Annotated in this window: 21 protein-coding genes; 9 read left to right on the top strand and 12 right to left on the bottom strand. The window is 55.4% G+C overall.

The genetic code is table 11. The features are described 5' to 3' along the window. Together ACQKE4_RS13610 and ACQKE4_RS13605 are read left to right on the top strand one after the other, a co-directional pair. Positions 1-207, top strand: a 207-nt coding sequence (locus tag ACQKE4_RS13610) for a hypothetical protein (RefSeq protein WP_427388920.1), incomplete at its 5' end; no start/stop codon positions are given. A gap of 107 nt (positions 208-314) precedes the next feature. Continuing rightward, positions 315-1,190, top strand: coding sequence for a DMT family transporter (locus tag ACQKE4_RS13605; RefSeq protein ID WP_427388919.1), 876 nt, complete (start codon positions 315-317; stop codon positions 1,188-1,190). A 19-nt stretch (positions 1,191-1,209) separates the two neighbouring features. Here the strand turns inward: ACQKE4_RS13605 and ACQKE4_RS13600 are convergent, their stop codons facing one another. Genes ACQKE4_RS13600 through thiM form a run of 3 tightly spaced genes read right to left on the bottom strand, consistent with a single transcriptional unit; the run spans position 1,210 to position 3,365 of the window. Continuing rightward, on the bottom strand, positions 1,210-1,947 hold the full coding sequence (locus tag ACQKE4_RS13600; RefSeq protein WP_427388918.1) for a DODA-type extradiol aromatic ring-opening family dioxygenase: 738 nt from the start codon (positions 1,945-1,947) through the stop codon (positions 1,210-1,212). Next, the gene (gene thiE / locus ACQKE4_RS13595; RefSeq protein WP_427388917.1) at positions 1,937-2,566 is read right to left on the bottom strand and encodes a thiamine phosphate synthase; all 630 of its coding nucleotides are present in this window, start codon (positions 2,564-2,566) and stop codon (positions 1,937-1,939) included. The genes ACQKE4_RS13600 and thiE overlap by 11 nt, the downstream gene beginning before the upstream one ends. After that, positions 2,556-3,365, bottom strand: coding sequence for a hydroxyethylthiazole kinase (gene thiM, locus ACQKE4_RS13590; RefSeq protein WP_427388916.1), 810 nt, complete (start codon positions 3,363-3,365; stop codon positions 2,556-2,558). Before thiM ends, thiE begins: the two co-directional genes overlap by 11 nt. A 136-nt stretch (positions 3,366-3,501) precedes the next feature. Here thiM and gloA point away from each other — a divergent pair, with 136 nt between their 5' ends. Then, positions 3,502-4,038, top strand: coding sequence for a lactoylglutathione lyase (gene gloA, locus ACQKE4_RS13585; protein ID WP_427388915.1), 537 nt, complete (start codon positions 3,502-3,504; stop codon positions 4,036-4,038). A gap of 9 nt (positions 4,039-4,047) precedes the next feature. Then, positions 4,048-4,416 (top strand): DUF6164 family protein, encoded by a 369-nt coding sequence (locus ACQKE4_RS13580; protein WP_427388914.1) that lies wholly within the window; start codon positions 4,048-4,050, stop codon positions 4,414-4,416. Here the strand turns inward: ACQKE4_RS13580 and ACQKE4_RS13575 are convergent. Continuing rightward, positions 4,413-5,078 (bottom strand): cupin domain-containing protein, encoded by a 666-nt coding sequence (locus ACQKE4_RS13575; protein ID WP_427388913.1) that lies wholly within the window; start codon positions 5,076-5,078, stop codon positions 4,413-4,415. The two genes, ACQKE4_RS13580 and ACQKE4_RS13575, sit on opposite strands and share 4 nt — an antisense overlap. Positions 5,079-5,272: 194 nt before the next feature. Beyond that, positions 5,273-6,028 carry a DeoR/GlpR family DNA-binding transcription regulator gene (locus ACQKE4_RS13570; protein WP_427388912.1) on the bottom strand — a complete coding sequence of 252 codons (756 nt, stop codon included), beginning with the start codon at positions 6,026-6,028 and terminating at the stop codon, positions 5,273-5,275. A 335-nt stretch (positions 6,029-6,363) separates the two neighbouring features. Between ACQKE4_RS13570 and ACQKE4_RS13565 the strand changes: the two genes are divergently transcribed. The 3 genes from ACQKE4_RS13565 (at position 6,364) to ACQKE4_RS13555 (ending at position 9,400) form a co-directional block, all read left to right on the top strand. Continuing rightward, entirely contained in the window at positions 6,364-6,822 is a 459-nt protein-coding gene (locus tag ACQKE4_RS13565) for a tripartite tricarboxylate transporter TctB family protein (protein WP_427388911.1), read from the top strand. A 49-nt stretch (positions 6,823-6,871) separates the two neighbouring features. Then, entirely contained in the window at positions 6,872-7,843 is a 972-nt protein-coding gene (locus ACQKE4_RS13560) for a Bug family tripartite tricarboxylate transporter substrate binding protein (RefSeq protein ID WP_427388910.1), read from the top strand. A 75-nt stretch (positions 7,844-7,918) separates the two neighbouring features. After that, on the top strand, positions 7,919-9,400 hold the full coding sequence (locus tag ACQKE4_RS13555) for a tripartite tricarboxylate transporter permease (RefSeq protein WP_427388909.1): 1,482 nt from the start codon (positions 7,919-7,921) through the stop codon (positions 9,398-9,400). Positions 9,401-9,550: 150 nt separating this feature from the next. Here ACQKE4_RS13555 and ACQKE4_RS13550 read toward each other — a convergent pair whose 3' ends face one another. The 6 genes from ACQKE4_RS13550 to ampC form a co-directional block, all read right to left on the bottom strand. Further along, a complete protein-coding gene (locus ACQKE4_RS13550) occupies positions 9,551-10,495 on the bottom strand; it encodes a phosphoglycerate dehydrogenase (protein ID WP_427388908.1) in 945 nt (314 codons plus the stop codon). A 9-nt stretch (positions 10,496-10,504) separates the two neighbouring features. Continuing rightward, the gene (locus ACQKE4_RS13545; protein WP_427388907.1) at positions 10,505-11,401 is read right to left on the bottom strand and encodes an NAD(P)-dependent oxidoreductase; all 897 of its coding nucleotides are present in this window, start codon (positions 11,399-11,401) and stop codon (positions 10,505-10,507) included. A 49-nt stretch (positions 11,402-11,450) separates the two neighbouring features. Beyond that, positions 11,451-12,458: a 4-hydroxythreonine-4-phosphate dehydrogenase PdxA gene (gene pdxA / locus ACQKE4_RS13540; protein WP_427388906.1), complete on the bottom strand. Its 1,008-nt coding sequence runs from the start codon at positions 12,456-12,458 to the stop codon at positions 11,451-11,453. 22 nt (positions 12,459-12,480) lie between these two features. Beyond that, positions 12,481-13,716, bottom strand: a complete 1,236-nt coding sequence (locus tag ACQKE4_RS13535) for a four-carbon acid sugar kinase family protein (RefSeq protein WP_427388905.1) — start codon at positions 13,714-13,716, stop codon at positions 12,481-12,483. After that, complete coding sequence (gene dapA, locus ACQKE4_RS13530; protein ID WP_427388904.1) at positions 13,703-14,596, bottom strand: 4-hydroxy-tetrahydrodipicolinate synthase; 894 nt, start codon at positions 14,594-14,596, stop codon at positions 13,703-13,705. The genes ACQKE4_RS13535 and dapA overlap by 14 nt, the downstream gene beginning before the upstream one ends. 387 nt (positions 14,597-14,983) lie before the next feature. Further along, positions 14,984-16,156: a class C beta-lactamase gene (gene ampC / locus ACQKE4_RS13525; protein ID WP_427388903.1), complete on the bottom strand. Its 1,173-nt coding sequence runs from the start codon at positions 16,154-16,156 to the stop codon at positions 14,984-14,986. 168 nt (positions 16,157-16,324) lie between these two features. Here ampC and ACQKE4_RS13520 point away from each other — a divergent pair, with 168 nt between their 5' ends. Then, complete coding sequence (locus ACQKE4_RS13520; protein WP_427388902.1) at positions 16,325-16,648, top strand: LysR family transcriptional regulator; 324 nt, start codon at positions 16,325-16,327, stop codon at positions 16,646-16,648. 12 nt (positions 16,649-16,660) lie between these two features. Continuing rightward, positions 16,661-17,215, top strand: a complete 555-nt coding sequence (locus ACQKE4_RS13515; protein WP_427388901.1) for a LysR substrate-binding domain-containing protein — start codon at positions 16,661-16,663, stop codon at positions 17,213-17,215. A gap of 23 nt (positions 17,216-17,238) precedes the next feature. Here ACQKE4_RS13515 and ACQKE4_RS13510 read toward each other — a convergent pair whose 3' ends face one another. After that, the gene (locus ACQKE4_RS13510; protein WP_427388900.1) at positions 17,239-18,255 is read right to left on the bottom strand and encodes a metal ABC transporter solute-binding protein, Zn/Mn family; all 1,017 of its coding nucleotides are present in this window, start codon (positions 18,253-18,255) and stop codon (positions 17,239-17,241) included. Positions 18,256-18,275 lie beyond the last annotated feature (20 nt).

The raw sequence follows: 18,275 nt of genomic DNA, 5'->3' as shown, positions 1-18,275 counted from the left end.
AAGAAGCCGAGTCGGCTGCATCGAAGGCTGAAACAGTTGGGCTACCGCCCGCCGTTTAAGTACATCAAGATGCAAAGCTGGCGTAACGCGGCGTCACCGCTGGCCCATCTGGCGATCCCCAGCGCCTACTTGCATGACGATCTGAAGTTGATGGACTTAACGAAGATCAAAACGGGCATCACTGTCCCCGAGTTCGGGGTAAGTTAATGGCATGAGCCGTATACGAGGCCCGTATGTACGGTTCTGTGAGAGGGATGAGGCGGTAACGCCTCACCCTACTCGATATTCCCTCAGATTTTAACAAGGAGATAGCGGTGACGACGTCGCTGAAAGGCATACTCAGCATGTGTGTAGGCGTACTTTTCCTAGCGCTTGGAGACGCAGTTTCCAAGTGGCTGGGTGAGTTCCATTCACCGCTGCAGATTATCTTTTTCCGCGCCTTGATCTCTGTACCATTGATTGCACTATTGGCCCATTATGCGGGAGGGTTACGCAAGCTGCGTACAAAACGCCCTCGCGTGCATCTAATGCGTGGGTTGCTTCATACCGTCACCATGGTGTGTTTTATCCTTGGTTTAACCCTATTGCCATTAGCAGAGGCGACGGCGATTGCCTTTGTGGCGCCCTTGTTTGTAACGCTACTCTCGGTGCCGCTGTTGGGTGAGCGCATTGATAAACCGGTGCTCATTGCATCGATAGTAGGATTTATCGGGGTGCTGATTGTGGTGCGCCCTAACGGTGATGCCTTTAACGTGGGGGCACTGGTTCTGGTGGCGGCCGCATTTTTTTATGCTTTAATGCTGATTACTGCCCGCCGTTACGGTGCCCGTGAACATCTCTGGGCCATGCTGTTTTATATGACCTTGGTACCCCTCGTGGTGACTGGTTTCGCATTACCCTGGGTGTGGCAAACCCCCGAGCTATGGCACTGGGCCGGTTTTTTCGCTTCAGGCGTGCTGGGAGTTGTTGCCACTGCCTTTATCACCCTAGCTTTTCGATTTGCACCTGCCGCCATTGCGGCCCCGTTTGATTACACAGCGTTGCTGTGGGCTGTTTTGATGGGCTGGTGGATCTGGGGTGAGATGCCTGATATCTGGGTGTGGGTGGGCAGCGCCTTGATTATGTGCAGCGGGTTAGCGGTGGCTTACCACGACCGCAGGACAACCCTTAAGCGCCGTCCCACGGCCTAGCCAAAGAAAGCAGATTGCTTTACACGAATTGATAAACGTCCATCGCCAGCACACCGTGCTCCACGCTGTGGTGCAACTGAGTCGCTTGACCGCCAGCCCCCATGGCAACCAGTAAGGGTAAAAAGTGTTCCGGTGTGGGGTGGTTTTTCCGCGCGTTAGGCGCACTTTCCCAGTTAAGCAGTGCTGCGCGATCGTCACTGATAAGCTGGTGATTAACCCACTGTGCAAACTCATCTACCCAGCCGGGCATCGGGCTATCTTGCGGCATCATTTCATACAGATTATGGGTCAGGCTTCCCGAGCCAATAAGCAAAATGCCTTCTTCCCGCAGTACCGAGAGCTGCTCACCCAGGCGGACAAGTTCTGCATTGCTCCAGCGCACGGGCAGGGATAGAGAAACGACGGGCACATTGGCGTCGGGGAACATCAATGAAAGTGGCACCCAAGCGCCGTGATCAAAGCCGCGATCAACCGCCTCCGCGCCCAATAATATAGTCAGCCGTTCCGCCAGCATCGGCTCACCGGGGGCAGGATACTGGCACGCGAAAAGCTCACGGGGAAACCCACCGAAATCGTGAATGGTCTCCGGCTGACTGCTAGAGCTGACGTTGAGCGTCAAGCTCTCCCAGTGCGCTGAGATAACCACCACTGCTTTGGGTGCAAGGCGTGTGCCTAATTCACGCAGAAATTCATGAGCAGGCGTTTTGTTCAGCGCCAACATGGGTGAACCGTGGGAAATAAATAAGCTAGGTAACATATGTGTCTCTCCACAACAAAGCCCGTGCGGCTTGATAAGGGTCGGGCTGGCCACAAATGGCAGATATCACCGCTAAGCCGTTGGCACCTGCCTGCTGCACGCTAATGGCATGCTCAGCCTTTAGCCCGCCAATGGCCACGCTAGGCAGCGGGCAAGCCTTGAGCAGCGCTGCCAAGCCGCCAAAACCGATGGGCTGAGCGTGATCCTGCTTGCTGATGGTAGCAAACACCGGGCCAAGCCCGACATAATCCAGTAGCTCAATCGGCGCTGCTTGTAGCTGTTCAAGCGTATTGATGGATAAGCCAATGATCGCCTGCGGCCCCATGGCACTGCGCGCTTCTTGAACGGCCGTGTCGCTTTGGCCAACATGTAAACCATCCGCCTGACACGCTAAGGCCACCTGCAAGCGGTCATTAATGATCAGCGGGACACCGGTGCCTGCCAATATCGCCTTTAGCCGTTTTCCCTGGGCAATCATCTGTTCATCGCTGGCATGCTTATCGCGCAGCTGCACGACCGTGACACCGCCGTTTACGGCTGCTTCAACCGTTTGTTCCACGCCAATATCGCGGCAGAGCTCTGCGTCGGTTACCAAATAGAGCGATAGATCAATGGGCATGCATCGCCTCCAACTGAGCATAAGTGGTGAGGTCCGTGGGGGTTAGCTGATAGAGCGCATCCAATAACGCAACCTGAAAACTGCCAGGCCCGGGAGCTGTCTCGCCCGCACGCTCGCCGGCGACGGCAAAGCAGGCAAGCGCAGCCGTCGTAGCGCCCATTGGTGCTTCAGGGTTAGCAGCAACAAAAGCAGTCACCAACGCGCTTAACCCGCAGCCTAGGGTGGTCACTCGCGGCATTAAGGGATGGCCTCCGCTAATCCGATAGTGCTGATGACCGTCCGTCACCCAGTCGCTTTCGCCGGTCATCGCGACAATACAGCCATGCTGCTGCGCCAGCATTATTGCTGCCTCTATGGCTTGGTCGGTAGCGGCCGTCGAGTCCACACCACGGCCAGGGTTGGCTAAGCCATTTAGGGTAAGAATTTCTGAGGCATTGCCACGAATAATGCTGGGTTTAACGGCCAGTAGCTGCGTGCAGAGCGTTTGGCGGTAGCGCGTAGCGCCCACGGCGACAGGGTCTAACACCCAGGGGATGCCATGCTTTTCTGCGGTCTTTGTGGCCATCAGCATGGCGTCGGCCCAGTGGGAAGAGATGGTACCGATATTAACTGACAGGCCCGCCGCAATCGCCGTGAATTCAGCGACTTCTTCAGGCGCATGCAGCATAGCGGGGGACGCCCCGGTAGCTAGCAGCACATTAGCAGTGCTGTTCATGGCGACATAATTGGTGATGCAGTGCACCAGCGGGGTTTCTGCACGAAGCGTTTGAAGATAATCGCCAAGTGGGCGTAGGGACATACATCTACCTGTTAACAAAAGGGACGATTGAGCGCGGTTTATGACACCATGTTAACGATTATCCGGCATCAGTGCTGACACAGGGTAATTAAAGATTATAGCTTGTCGATAGATCAATTCTGAAAAGGAGAGCGATATGAGTTTTCAAGGCGAGCAGCATCCCGGCGTTGTCGCCACACCGCCACAAACCCAAGGTTTTTGTTTGAACCACACTATGCTGCGGGTGAAAGATCCTGAAGCTGCCCTGGCCTTCTACTCCAAGGTATTTGGTATGCAGGTGATGCGCCGGTTGGACTTTGAAGAGATGCAGTTCTCGCTCTATTTTCTGGCCAACCTGACACCCAGCGACAGTGTGCCAGAAGATACCCACGCCCGTACCGCCTGGACCTTTAGCCAGAAAGGGCTGTTAGAGCTTACTCACAACTGGGGCACCGAGCATCAGGAAGACTTCGCCTACCATGATGGCAATGCTGAACCTCAGGGCTTTGGGCATATTTGCTTTAATGTGCCTGATTTAGCGGCCGCTCAGGCGTGGTTTGATGAGCATGACGTCACGTTTGTAAAACGCGCGGATCAGGGCAAGATGAAAGATGTTATCTTCGTTAAAGACCTTGACGGCTACTGGATTGAAGTGATTCAGGCAGACCTAATGGTGGGTAAGAGCGACGCATGAGGCACGCTAATGGCTGAACTACTGTTCCGACTGCGCCATGTTACTGATGAAGAGGCCATGGAAGTGCGTGACCTGCTCGCCACCCATGGCTTTGATACCTATGAAACCCAGGCGGGCTTTTTCCGTTTGGGGGTCGATGCCATTTGGCTGCGCAACCCGCATCAGCATGAAGCGGCCAAGGCTGCATTGGAAGCTTATCAAGCAGAGCGATTGGAGCGTGCCCAGCGCGAACATCAGCAAGCCGTTGAGCGGGGCGAGCAAATGACGCTCTGGAAGCGCTTAGCCGCTCACCCCATGCAGGTAGTGCTGGTGCTGTTAGCGGTAGGGATGATTGCGGCCCTTACGCTACTGCCATTTCTGGGCCTAGCGCGAACCTAAGCAGGCGGCAGATGACCGCGCTTGAGGTACATCATTACGCCTTCATCACCTGCGGTTAACGCCGGTGCCGCCCCACTTGGGTAGCGGCACCAGGTGCCTGACGTATAGCTCTGCTCACTATCGCTTAGCGTGCCTTCCAGAATGAAAAATTCCAGGCCACCCAGTAACATGGGGTAGGTAATAGAAGTGCCCGCTGCCCAGCGTTCCAGGCTGGTGCGCTCCTGCTTGTAGGTGTGCAGCATCTTGTAGGCAATGCGCGGGCGCCGGTCTGGCTGCCAAGGCAGCCGGTGAGCAGGCACCGCCAGCTGTAGCGTGTCGTTAGGGTCAAACTGATGCAGTTTGACAAAAATCAGTGCGCCTTCTTCACCAATCTGCGGCGTATGGCCGGTCCCAATGGGGTTTCTCAGGTAACTGCCCGCCGCGTAGCGGCCATGCTCATCGGCGAACACGCCTTCCAGCACCAGAATCTCTTCGCCGCCGCCGTGGGTATGGCGTTCAAACTGCGTATTGGGCGCGTAGCGAACAAGGCTGGTTGCGCGGGCTACTTCATCACCAATTCGGTCAAACATCATGCGTTCTACCCCCGCACTGGGGGAAGCGACCCACTGATACTCTTCCGGTATAACACAGGCAAAGTGGCTAAAATCGGCGTTTAGACGCATGGGAAAGGCTCTTCGCGGTGAAGGTAAAGTGACGGGGAGGGCTGCTAGTCTCCTTATCGACAGCAAAAAATGCAACTTTTGGTTGTTTGCTTAGCATTATGCGAGGGTGTGGCTCTTGTATAGTAAGCCACTCAATGCGTTGGGGTAGATGAGAAAAGAGCACGGAGAGTCAGTCCTTGGCGGCCTGCCAATCTTTAAGTTGGGCGCAGAATTGTGACCTTGTGATTAGTGAAGATTGACGTGAATGATTCGTCTGCATCGGTGATTAGAACCCAGCGAGCCGGATAGGGCGTCCAGTGCTGTTGGCTGGCGCGTCCGATCTTAGTGGCATCAGCCAACACATAAACTTCCGCAGCGCGGGCAATCATGGCTTCCTTAAGCCATGCTTGATCGGGGCTTGCTTCACAAAGGCCGTGCTCGGTGACGCCATCAGCGCTCACAAAGACGCGATCCACGGTCAGGCGAGAGAGCGCTTCGTAAGCGAGAGGGCCATATACTGTCATACTTGGCGCCCTCAAATCCCCCCCGAGCACGGTTGTGCGGCCTTCCGGGAGCTGGGTTAACAAGGGCAGTGCCGCTATATTATTGGTAATAACGTGTAGGCCCTTCCTTTCGCTTAAGCGTGCTGCAAGTGCGGCGGTAGTAGTGCCGCCATCCAGTAGCAACGTATCTCCATCCTGAATGCATTCAAGTGCTTTTTCAGCAAGACGAAGCTTGATGTCCCCCTGGCGCACGCGGCGTTGTTCCAATGTCAGCTCTGGTTCACGCTGGCCTATGGATGTGGCAGCTCCGCCATAGGTGCGTACTAGAAGCCCTTCTTTTGAGAGTGCACCCAAATCGCGACGGGCGGTCGCTTCAGAAATGCCGAAATGGCTGCACAGCGCCTCAATGCTACAAACACCCGAGCGTACCGCTTCTAGCATGGCTTTACGTCTTTTGACGACTTTCATACGAGCCCCTGCAGTTTTATGAACATATCGATATGAGATCTGATGGCGTTGCCGATATCAATGGTTGGTTTTATATTTTTGATTGAAATGATCATATTCTGTATAGACATTGGTATATTATGCTTTAGGGTTGTTCTGTATTTTAATATTAAAAATCAATTGTTTGTCTTCGTTTATTGAATTTTTCTATTTTTGGAAGCTCAATGGATGTATTGCCAAAAAGGATCATAAAGATCATTTTGTTTCTTGTTGCGGGTTTTTTGATTGATTCGGTCGTCAGGTGGCGAGAGAATGCTTTTGGCGATCTATGCCGTTATCAATAAAGGTAGTGAGAAATGGTACTCAAAAGAACGGACTGCTGGTTAGCTATTTTACTTTTGGTATTTTGTGCTTTTGCTGCTTGGCGCACAACATTTATGCCCTCCACGGGAGCAGGTAGCCAGGCAGGGCCAGCCTTTTTCCCATGGCTTGCTATTGGTGGCATCGCACTTTTGTCGGTAGGACTTTTAGTCCGAGGGTTGCGCTTGTCGCCTGAGTCAAATGCATCTGAAACTACTTCGTCTGGAATTCAATACGCCACTATTGTGCTTGTGCTTTTCATTTTACTAATGATTGGCTATGCCATGGTTTTTGAGCGTATCGGATATCTGCCCAGTACATTAGCTACGTTCGTCATCGGTATGCTGTTACTGCGTGAGCGGCGTATTACCCAGTTCTTATTGGTACCAGCTCTTATCATTGCCTGCGTTTACTTTGGCTTTACCCACCTGCTGAGTGTCTACCTACCTACCTAGCTAGCCACTCCATTAGACAATAATCATTAAAGACATTGGAGAACAACAAATGAGCAAGTTTCTTCCAGCCCTCACTGCCCTAGGTTGTGGCGTTTTGTTTACCGCTGCGTCTGCGTATTCGGCTGATTACCCGGTACGTCCCGTACAGGTTATCGTGCCGTACTCAGCCGGTGGTGGTACGGATCTCTCTGCCCGAATCATGGCCGATACCATGGAGGAGTATCTGGGTAATTCGCTGGTGGTACGTAACCAGCATGGTGGTGGTGGCTCAATTGGTACCAGTGCTGCCATTCATGCACGGCCTGATGGCTATACGCTTGGAATGGGCGCTCAAGGGCCCTTGGCGATGCTGCCCCACTACGGAGGCGTCGACTACAGCCTGGGTGATGTCGAGTTCCTCGCCTTAATGGGGCGCAACCTGATTGTTGTGGCGGGCTGCCAGGGCGCGCCGTTTGAAGATGTGGAAGGATTTATTGATTACGCACGAGAGCATCCAGGAGAAGTCCGCGTAGGGAACTCAGGAGCTGGTGGCGCTAATCATATCGCGATTGCAGGGTTTGGCAATGCCGCTGGTCTTGAGTTTAACAACATGCCTTTCGCTGGTGCTTCGGCAGCGGTAACCACCTGTGTGGGAGGCCACATAGATGCGGTTGTCGCTTCACCCGCTGAAGTAATGCCACAAATTGAAGCTGGTAGCCTCAAGGCGCTGCTGGTGATGGAGGAGGAACGCATCGATGCGCTGCCTGATACTCCAGTCCCGGAAGAACTGGGTATCGATTTTACCTGGTCCGCCTGGAAGGGGGTTATTGCGCCGGTCGGCATGCCAGATGACGTCAAAGAAACGCTATCCGAAGCGTTGCGTAACACTTTCCAGGATGAAAAGTTTTTGGCTCGGATGGAGGAGATGGGCGAATTTGTAGACTACCGTTCGGGCGAAGATTACCGAGAGCTGGCTGAGCGTGACTCGGCCGTTGCTGAGGAAATCATTCGTCAGTTAGGTATGTACGGCGTCAACCAATAATACTGAAACTACCTGCCCCCGGCACTTCAGCGGGGGTAGGTAGTTTTGGCTGTTTTTTTTATTAAGTAGGTCGCTATGGAAATATCATCGTATGTATTGGCGGTCTTTGATCCGAGTATTCTTTGGGTCATTGCGCTAGGTACGTTGGGCGGAATGATCATTGGCGCTCTTCCAGGGCTAACCGCCACCATGGGAGTCGCGCTGCTCATTCCCTTGACCTTCGGCATGGCGCCGGTCATGGGCTTGAATATGCTCATCGGTATTTATATTGGTGGCATCTATGGTGGATGCATATCTGCCATCCTTTTGCGTACACCAGGAACCCCGTCTTCTGCCGCTACAGTGCTTGATGGTTACCCGCTGGCGCAGAAAGGTGAAGCAGGTAAAGCGCTGGGAATGGCAACCATCGCATCATTTGTAGGCGGAATTTTTGCGGCCGTTGTGCTTGCCTCACTGGCCCCACAGCTTGCTACGCTGGCGCTGAAGTTTGGACCAGCAGAGTACTTCGCTTTGGCAGTCTTTGGCCTGACGATTATTGCCAGTCTATCGGGGGATATTCTGAAAGGGGCTATTGCGGGGCTGGCGGGTGTGCTCATTGGCAGTGTCGGTGCGGATCCTATTAGCGGTATCTCACGTTATACCTTTGGTGTGCCGGGGTTTGCCTCGGGTTTCTCTTTTACGCCAGCGCTGATAGGGCTATTCGCGCTTTCTGAGGTATTCGTTCAAATTGAGAAAATCTTAAGCGATCGTGTGGAACGCATGAAAGTGGGGGGTATCTGGCCGACGCGCTCGGAGATGAAAGAAAGCGGGATGCCTATGTTAAGAGGCTCCTTGATCGGAACCTTTATTGGTATTATTCCGGGAACAGGTTCGGGTACTGCCGCCTGGATCAGCTATAACGAAGCCCGGCGCACGTCTAAAACACCAGAAAAATTCGGCACTGGCCATCTCCCTGGTGTCGCCGCGACTGAAAGCGCGAATAACGCCGTTTGCGCTGCAGCCCTTATTCCACTGCTGGCGCTTGGGATTCCTGGCGACGTGGTTACCGCCGTGCTAATGGGGGGCTTGATGATTCAGGGGTTGGCACCTGGCCCAATGCTGTTCCAGCAGCACCCAGAAGTCGTCACGGGGATTTTCGCCGGGGTATTTGTGGCAACTATTTTCATGCTGATTTTTGGTTTGTTGGGCATACGTTTCTTTACGCAGATATTAAGAGTTCCCCGGCGGCTTCTGACAATGGCCATCGTTATCTTTTGCTTCGTTGGCTCTTGGGCAATCAATCTTAATGTAGTCGACCTCTACACTATGGTGGGGTTTGGTGTATTGGGCTTCTTTATGCAGAAATACGGTTTCTCCCAGGCGGCACTTTGTATCGCGTTGATACTGGGGCCGATGGCCGAGTCCAACTTGCGCTTGGGGCTAATGAGCGCCAGGGATGATCTCTGGGTGTTCCTCTCCGGGCCGATTACACTCCTTTTCCTGGGCTTGGCTTTACTGTCGCTGTTGTTGCCGATGTTGCGCACTTGGCGCCAGCAACGCCAAACAGCGGGGGCCTAAGCTTTAGCCCCCGTTGAGGAGGGGGTTGCCCGAGCAGGTTCTGCTGCTATTTCATTTTTCTTAAGTCTTTAAAACACAATCGCCGCCAGAATTTCTGGCGGCGATTGTGTTTGTTGCAGGTCTGGGTCGAGGATGGGCTGTCTGCGCAGTTTATGCGTTGACCGGGTGCTTCGGTTCTTCGCCACGTAGTACGGCAAGTACGTCCTCAACGCAGGTAGTGCTTAGCGTGGTTAGGGCGTTCTCGGTGTAACCGGCGATGTGGGCGCTGACGATCACATTCTCCAGCGTGTAGAGCGGGCTGGAAGTGAGCGGCTCCTGTTCGAAGGCATCAATGGCTGCACCGGCTATGCGTTTTTCCTTGAGTGACTCATAGAGCGCCTGTTCATCCACGATGCCGCCGCGTGCGGCATTAATCAGCATAGCGGTGGGCTTCATTAATGCCAGACGCTCGGTGTTGATTAGGTGGTGCGTCTGCTCCGAAAGCCCCACGTGCAGGGTGAGGAAGTCAGCTTCACGGCATAGGGTATCGAGATCGACAAGCTCCACACCTAAGGCGGCTACCGCTTCGGGATTGGCGAAGGGGTCGTAGGCTAGCACGCGCATTTCGAAGCCAGTGGCCCGTTTGGCGACAGCCTGCCCGATGCTCCCAATGCCGACGATGCCCAGCGTCATGCTGTGAACATCGCGGCCAAAGCAGCGCGGCCACTCACCTGCCCGGGTAGCGGCGTCCACCCGAGGCAGATCACGAGCCAGGGAGAGCAGCAGTGCGAAGGTGAAGTCGGCAACGGCATGTCGGTTGGCCGCTGGCACGTTGGTTATACGAACGCCGTGACGCTGGGCCGCCGCAAGATCAATATTATCTACGCCCACACCGTGCTTGCTCACGACCTTTAGGTTAGGCAGCGAATTGAAGACAGCTTCGGTCATGGGATTAAAGGCGACGATGGCGCCATCGGCATCAGCGGCGCGGGCAATGAAGTCCGCCTCGCTGATATCGGCGGGCAGGCTCTCTAGCGTCACGCCTGCCGCCTTGAGCACGTCGTAAGGAGATGTCGAGTACTTGGCAAAAGAGGGGGAGGTGCAGACGATTTTCACGCGAGCTCCTTAAAAAAGGGTGAGCTGATGGCGGCTGGCGACGATATCGGAAAGTTCGGGTACGAACTTGTCTCCCTCACCTTGCTCGAGTGCGCTGGCGTAAAGATTGCTCACAGCGTGGGCAACGCCTGCGTCGACTTCCAGTGCATCGGCCAAGGCCGCCACGTAACGAATATCCTTGCCTGCATTCGCCAGGGTAAAGCGATGGGCATCGCGGTCGCGTTCCAGCACATACTGGAAAAACGTCTGGTAGAAACCACTATCCATACGCGAACCACGAATGACGCTGTCGAAAACCTGAGGCGAGATGCCAGCTTTAGCGCCAATGGTCAAAGCTTCGGAGAAAACCGCGCCATAGCTCATTGCCAGGAACTGATTCAGCAACTTCATGGTGTGGCCTGTTCCAACGCCGCCACAGTGCAGGATCTTGCCCGCCCAGGATTCGAGTACTGGGCGCAAGCGTGTCAAGGTGTCGTCATCACTACCGACGATAGCCTGCAATTGACCAGACTCAGCCTGAGTGGGCGTGCCACCCAGGGCCGCATCAACCAGGGTGATGCCATCGCCTTTTAGGGACTCGGCCAAGCGACGGGTAACGGTTGGCTGCGAGGTAGAGCAGTCAACGATGATAAGCGGGTTGTTCACGGCCTTAGCGCCTGCACGTAGGCCGTCGGTGGCATTGATCACCTCTTCCACGTGTTCAGAGGTGGGTACGCAGAGGAAAACGATGTTGCAGTCGCGGCCCAGCGCTGCGGCGTTCTGGGCGCTCTCGGCGCCCTTGGCAACGAGAGCGTCAATGGCAGACTGCTTGGGGTCGAATACTTTGAGGGGATAGTCGGCTGCCAGGATGTTGGCTGCCATGTAGCCGCCCATTAACCCTAGTCCGACAAAACCGATACGTTCCATGGCACTCTCCTATAGTTTACCGATGTCTGGTGGCTGCTGATCTTATGGCTTATGCCGCTACTGTACGGCGGCTGGCAAGTTCTACGGCTTGGTGGAGGGCCTCAATGAGGCTGCGCTCATCAGCGATGCCTTTGCCTGCAATATCGAAGGCGGTGCCGTGGTCGACGGAGGTGCGTACCACAGGTAAGCCAACGGTAACGTTGACTCCGGCTTCGAGACCCATGACTTTCACCGGGCCATGGCCCTGGTCGTGGTACATGGCAACAACGCAGTCGAAGTCGCCACGACCGGCACGGAAAAACAGCGTGTCGGCTGGCAGTGGCCCTTCCACGTCCCAGCCACGTTCGCGTAGGGCATTGATAGCAGGAACGATCTTCTCGTCCTCCTCACCATAGCCAAACAGACCGTTTTCACCGGCATGCGGGTTGATACCGCAGACGGCAATTCTGGGGTTCTGCTTGCCTGCGCGTGTCAGGGTTTCATGGGCGCGCTCAATGGTGCGGGTCACCAACCCTGGATTGATGCGCGCGATGGCGTCAATAATACCCACATGGGTGGTGACGTGGATGACCTTCATCTTTGGTGTTACCAGCATCATCGACACCTCTTCAGTGCCAGTCAGATGGGCCAGTAGCTCGGTGTGGCCGGGGAAAATGTGGCCACCGGCGTGCAACGCCTCTTTGTTCAGTGGTGCGGTGCAGATGGCATCAAGCTCACCCGCTTCAATCAGCTCTACTGTTTTGGCGATGTAACGGTAGGCGGCGTCGCCAGCCACGCTTGAGATCTGACCCCAAGGCAGGTCATCGGGAATCAGACCCAAATCGATGCATTCGATTTGACCACGTTTGAAGCTCGCTTCGGCAGGGGCTGTGACGGTATGCAGCTCGAGCGTCGAACCGACGACTGCCATGGCTTTGCGCAGACGGCCGGCATCACCGATGACGAGCGGGCGACAAGCATCATGCACGTCACCATGGGCCAACGCCCTAACGATGACTTCGGGGCCGATGCCAGCGGCATCGCCCATGGTAATGCCGATAACGGGACGGTCGCTCATGGAAACTCCCTCTAAGTAAGAATCAGTGATTACGTCTCTGGCTGTGCCAGACGCGCTGGAATGCGTTGTTATCGCCGAACCCACCGGCCTTGGTGATGACTTCCAAAGGGCCACTGTCCGTCGAGGCTAGAAGGCGCGCCATGCCTGTGTCGGGCGCATCAATCAGGGTTAGTTCAGTGATGTCTGCGGCGGCCAGGAGTGCACGGGCGGTAGCTCCGCCGGTCGCGATCAGGCGATCCACTGAGGCCAGCCGCGGGCCCAGAAGTTGCGCCAAAGCTAGGCTTAAAGCCGGGCCTTCGGCGGCGTTACGTTCATCGCTTTGGCGTAGCCGCACCATCAAGTCGTGTTTGGCGGCAAGCGTGGCGTCGAGGCGCTCTTCCAGGGCCTTGATGCTGCTGCGCGGGGTATCGGGTCGCAGGTCGGCGGCGCCAATATCAATTAGCGCCAGCGTTTCGACACTTTCCAACAGTCGTTCAGCCTGATGGTGCGAGACGGCGCTCATGCTGCCAATGACAATCAGAGTTTGGGGCGTGGTTGTTTGCGGCGCCGGGGGCGCTTTTGTGCCTGCTAGGCCCAATGCAGTGGGCAGGTGCTCACCAAGCCCCGCCGAGCCGACCCAAAAAATGCCGTTAATACCCGCGCTCAGCATGGCTAGGCGCGCCAAATCAGCGTCGCTCTCTGCATCGCAGACCAGCGCTTGAACACCATTCTCTAGGTGAGTGGTTAGGGCGGTGATGACGCTTTCGTCGTTCCCGTGGAGGGTGACGAGATCCAGTAGCGCGGTCTTAAGTGACGCGCCATCAAGCATTTCGACCAGGTTCGCACGCCCTTTGATGCCTTCATTGATCCACACTTCCGTCTCCTCGACGGGCGTGCCGTTAAGGTATTGCCGACCTCTGCGCGTGGTGCGTCCCGTGGCGGGGTAGGCGGGGGCCACGATGGCCATACCAGCGGTAGCGGCCAGGCTTGCAATCTCAGCAGCTACGTTGCCGCGCAGGGTCGAGTCGATTTTCTTGTAGAGAAAGCGAAAACACCCTTGCCAGTACTGTAGTGCTTGGCGGTGGCGCTGTGCTGCCTCCACGGCGCTACAGCCGCGCGAGTCCAGGTCGATGGCTACGGCCTCAGCGCCCTCAGTACCATTGGCGCCGAGCACAACGTTGGTGACCAGTCCAGCCCGGGCACAGCCGACGGCGGAGTCGGCCGTACCGGTCAGGTCGTCGGCAATGATTAATAGCTGGGCCTGATCAGCGCTCGACACGGTCGTAGACCTTCAGTGCCTGCTTAAGCTTTTCCAGGGCCTCGGGCTCGAGCGCCTGTACTGGCGAGCGTGCCGGGCCTGCGGGCATGCCCAGCAGAGTGGCGGCGGTCTTGAGTACGCTGGGCATGGTGCCGAGGGCGAAGGCATTGCGAAGTGGGCGGAGTTTCTCTTGTGCTTCGCGGGCGGTTTCGAAATCGCCCGCTTGCCAGGCGTTCCATATAGACATGACCACATCCGGTACGGCATTGGTGGTAGCAGCCACGGCGCCATCGCCACCGGCCATTAGCGTCCACAGAATCATTGAGTCGGTGCCAGTGAAGACGGCGAAGTCGTCGCGACGCAGGCGGATCAGTTGAACCAAGCGATCAAAGTCGCCGCCGCTATCCTTGATGGCACGGATGTTGGGAATTTCGGAAAGCTTCGCCACGCTGGAGATCGTCAGGGTGACCCCCGCTTTGGCAGGAATGGTGTAGAGCAGGATCGGCAGCTGTGTCGCTTCAGCAATGCGCTGGTAGTGTAAGATAAGTTCCGCTTGCGTCGCGCCATTGAAGTAAGGGGTGATGATCGAAAGGCCGTCGACGCCAACCTCTTCCATACGGCGGTTGAGTTCAATAACACCGCGTGTAGTGTAGCCACCGGTACCGGCATAAACGGGAACGCGGCCCGCCGCTTGATCTTTGACGATGGTGGCCACCCGCACTTTCTCATCGTCGGTGAGTGAGAAGAACTCGCCGTTGGTTCCGAGAGCGAAGAGACCATGCACGCCCTTATTGATCAGCGTTTCTGTCAGCTCACGAAGGCCTTTTTCATCGATTTCCTCGTGCTCATCCAAAGGAGTGATCAATGCCGGTACGATGCCTCGGAACTCAAAAGTGCTCATGCTGCCTCCGCAAAATTGCTAGGTGACCAATGTGATGGTTATGAGCACTAAAATGATCGAATCACTCAATTTAAGCAAGTCATACTATCGTATAGTGGGTGTATATTTGAGGCTTTTAGCGTTTTAAAAGTTAAGCGGGTCTTTGATAAGTCTGACAAGAGGCAATCAAAAGAGGGTGGGATTGATCAAAGTGATCAATTTAGTGTCGGCCATTTCGTTAAACGAAAAACAATCCCAACATTTCCATCATCTTGACCCCAAGATGGCGGAAATGCCCGGATTGTTGGCAGCATTTTCCAGCCATGGCGAGAGAGGCCCTCGCCACGGGCTGATTCAGATCCTACGTTCAGTGGCATGTCATTAAAAGCGTATCAATAATGCCATTGCTCAGGGCGCTTCAGACAGCGCAGAAAGGATGTGATGTGCCGCTTCAATGCGCGCCTGATTGGGGTAGTTGCGGTTAGCCAGCAGTACAATGCCGATCTGTTCGCTGGGTACAAAAGCCACATAGCCGCCAAAGCCGTTGGTAGCGCCGGTTTTGTTATAGAGCGCTTCCTGCCTGGGGGCTAGCGGTGGGGTTAAGCGGTTGGCAGGGTTGGGCTGCAAAATCATCTCAAGCGAGTTGCCTGCCAGCAACTGATCAAGCGCCACCGGGTAGGCATAGCTTTCCCAGCCCAGCCCTTGGGTCATATTGCCGATCTCAAAGTACCCCGTGCGCGTAGCGGCCAAGGCTTGGCTTAGTGGCTCATTAAGCTCGGCACCACTCATATTGGCTTCCACCAGAGTTAGTACATCTGCGGCAGTCGATTTCAATCCGTAGGCCTGAGCATCCAGCATGCCTGGGTTCACCCGAATGGGCTCATCCTCCTTAGAGTAACCGTAGGCATAGTGCGCCTGCTGCGCTTCAGGTACTTGAAAGTAGCTATGCTCAAGCCCTAGCGGGGCGAACAGCGTCTCCTCCATCGCCATCTCGAAGGGCTGGCCAAGGCTTTGGGCGGCGAGATAACCGAACAGGCCCAGGCTTGGGTTGGAGTAGAGCCGGTGGCTGCCAGGGGCGGATTCAGGCTGCCACTGGCGGTAGTAGTCGATCATCGTCTCTTCGCTTTGAACCGACTCAGGGAACTGCAGCGGCAGCTCGCCCGCGGTGTAAGTGCCGAGCTCTAGCAGCGAGATCTCGTCGAAGGCACTCCCTTCAAGGGCGGCTAAGTGCTGGCTAGCTGGGTCGGAAAGCGCAAGGCCACCGCTAGCCTGCGCATAGCCCGCCAGCGCAGCAGTGAAGATCTTACTGACGGAGCCTAGCTCAAAGAGCGTCTCATCAGTTACCGGGATCTCTGCCTCTTGATTGGCGAGTCCATAATTAAAGTAATGCTGCTGACCATTGATACTCAGCGCGACCGCCATGCCGGGGATACGATGCTCATCCATTAATGGCGCAATGGTATCGTTAATGAGTGCTTCAATAGCGCCGTTATCGGTTACATCAAGTGCCCAAGCCGGACCGCTGAACAGCAGTGAAGTAGCCATGATAAAGCGAGTTTTTGCTGCTAACATCTTACGCATAACCACATCCTGATTTGATTGTTGAAGCCAAACGCTTATTCAATATTGCCAGTCAAGATAGCGTGAGTTTGCCTCAATAAGCGTGCTTAAGCGCTAACATACGGTGGGCTGCGGTTATTCACAAACAGCGATATTTTGCATGAGCCATTAGAAAAATTTGGGGGTTGCGTGGCGCGTTCCTACCTGCCGTTAAAGGCCCTACGTGCCTTTGAGGCCTCGGCTCGGCATTTAAGTTTTACCCGCGCAGCAGAAGAGCTACATGTCACTCAGGCGGCGGTCAGCCATCAGGTGAAGTTACTTGAAGGCCAGTTGAAGGTGTCACTATTTAAACGCTTACCCCGCGGGTTGATGCTCACCCAAGAGGGAGAGCTGCTGTTGCCCGTGCTGAAGAGCTCCTTCGATCAGATGTCGCATACGTTGGACCGGCTAGGCGAAAGCAGCTACCGGGAAGTATTAAATGTAGGCGTGGTGGGTACCTTTGCCGTTGGCTGACTGCTGCCCCGGTTGGAAGATTTTCAGAACACGTATCCGTTTGTGGATCTGCGGCTTTCCACCCATAACAATCGCGCGGATCTAGCCGCCGAAGGGCTCGACTTAGCTATTCGTTTTGGCACGGGGGCTTGGCACGGTACCGCAGCGCAACCGCTGCTGCCCGCCTCGCTTTCGGTATTGTGCATTCCTCAAATCGCCGCGCGGCTCAACGCGCCAGCCGATGTATTAGGTGAGACCTGGCTGCGTTCTTATCGCGCCGATGAGTGGGCAGAGTGGCTATTAGCGGCAGGGCTACCGCGCAGCTTTCCGATGACCAAAAGCATTGTGTTTGACTCTTCCATCGCAATGGTGGAAGCAGCCCTACAAGGAGCGGGCGTGGCGCTGGCGCCACCGTTGATGTTCTCCCGGCAATTGAGCAGTGGCGCCTTGGTGCAGCCTTTCGACACCACTGTCAGTCTGGGAGGTTACTGGCTTACTCGCCTGCAAACACGGGCAGAAACCCATGCCATGGCATCTTTTCGCCAGTGGCTGCTCACGGCGATTAATCGTCAAGAAGCTAATAGCTGAGCAGCGCGCTTGACGATAGCTGCTTAGTGGCTATGGCCATGATCGTCGTGGTCGTGAGAATGACCGTGATCGTCATGACCCGGCTCGGCTAGCGCCGCGTGTAGCACCTGCGCGTTATGACGCATCATCCCCAAGTAAGTGCTAGCGTCGCCTTCACTTGCCAGCGCATCAGCGTAGAGCGTGCCCGCAATCGGCAGCCCGGTCTCTTCGGCGAGCTGAGTAATGATCGACTGATTGGTCATATTCTCGTGGAACAATGCCTGTACGTTCTCTTGCTCAATCACATCCACCAGCGCCGCCATGCTGGCACCACTTGGGTCAGCTTCCGTGGAAAGCCCAACTGGCGAGAGAAAGTTCACCCCGTAAGCGCTTGAGAAGTAGCCAAAGGAGTCGTGGCCAGTAATCACGCTGGTGGAGGCCGGAATCTCGCCAATTAGGGCACGAATTTCAGCGTCTACCTCGGCCATTTCCTGTAAATACTGCTCCGCATTGGCGCGGTACGCATCGGCGTTATCGGCGTCGGCGGCAATTAAGCCATCGCGGATGTTGGCGATATACACCTCGGCTTGATGCATATCCTGCCAGGCGTGAGGATCTTGATTGCCATGGCCGTGACCGGCGTGCTCATTGGCATGGTCGTCGTGACCATGCTCTTCATGATCGTCATGCTCTTCATGTTCGGCGAAAGAGCGCGGCTCAATACCATCGGTGGCGGTGACCAGCGCGCCAGAGTAGTCGCTGGCGCTAATCAAGCGCTCCATCCAGCCCTCAAACAGCAGGCCGTTAAACACCACCAAATCAGCATTTGCCAGTGAGCGCGCATCGCCAGGACTGGGGGAGTAAACATGAGCATCACCATCGGCACCGACTAGCGACGTCACATCAACGTGCTCGCCACCTACGTTTTCCACCATGTCAGCCAAAATAGAGAAACTGGTGGCGACCTGAACGCGCTCATTAGCCATGGCAGCAGGCAGCGCTAGCATCGCGGAAACACCCACTAACCAGCGTGATGACCGAGATGATAAATAGGCAGACATACGACACTCCTTACGTTTAA

Origin of the sequence: Halomonas sp. NPDC076908 (assembly GCF_050269715.1) — a bacterium.
In the GTDB taxonomy this organism is placed as follows: Bacteria; Pseudomonadota; Gammaproteobacteria; order Pseudomonadales; family Halomonadaceae; genus Vreelandella.
Note: the sequence above shows the minus strand (reverse complement) of the source record. Positions and strands in the feature narration are given on the sequence as shown.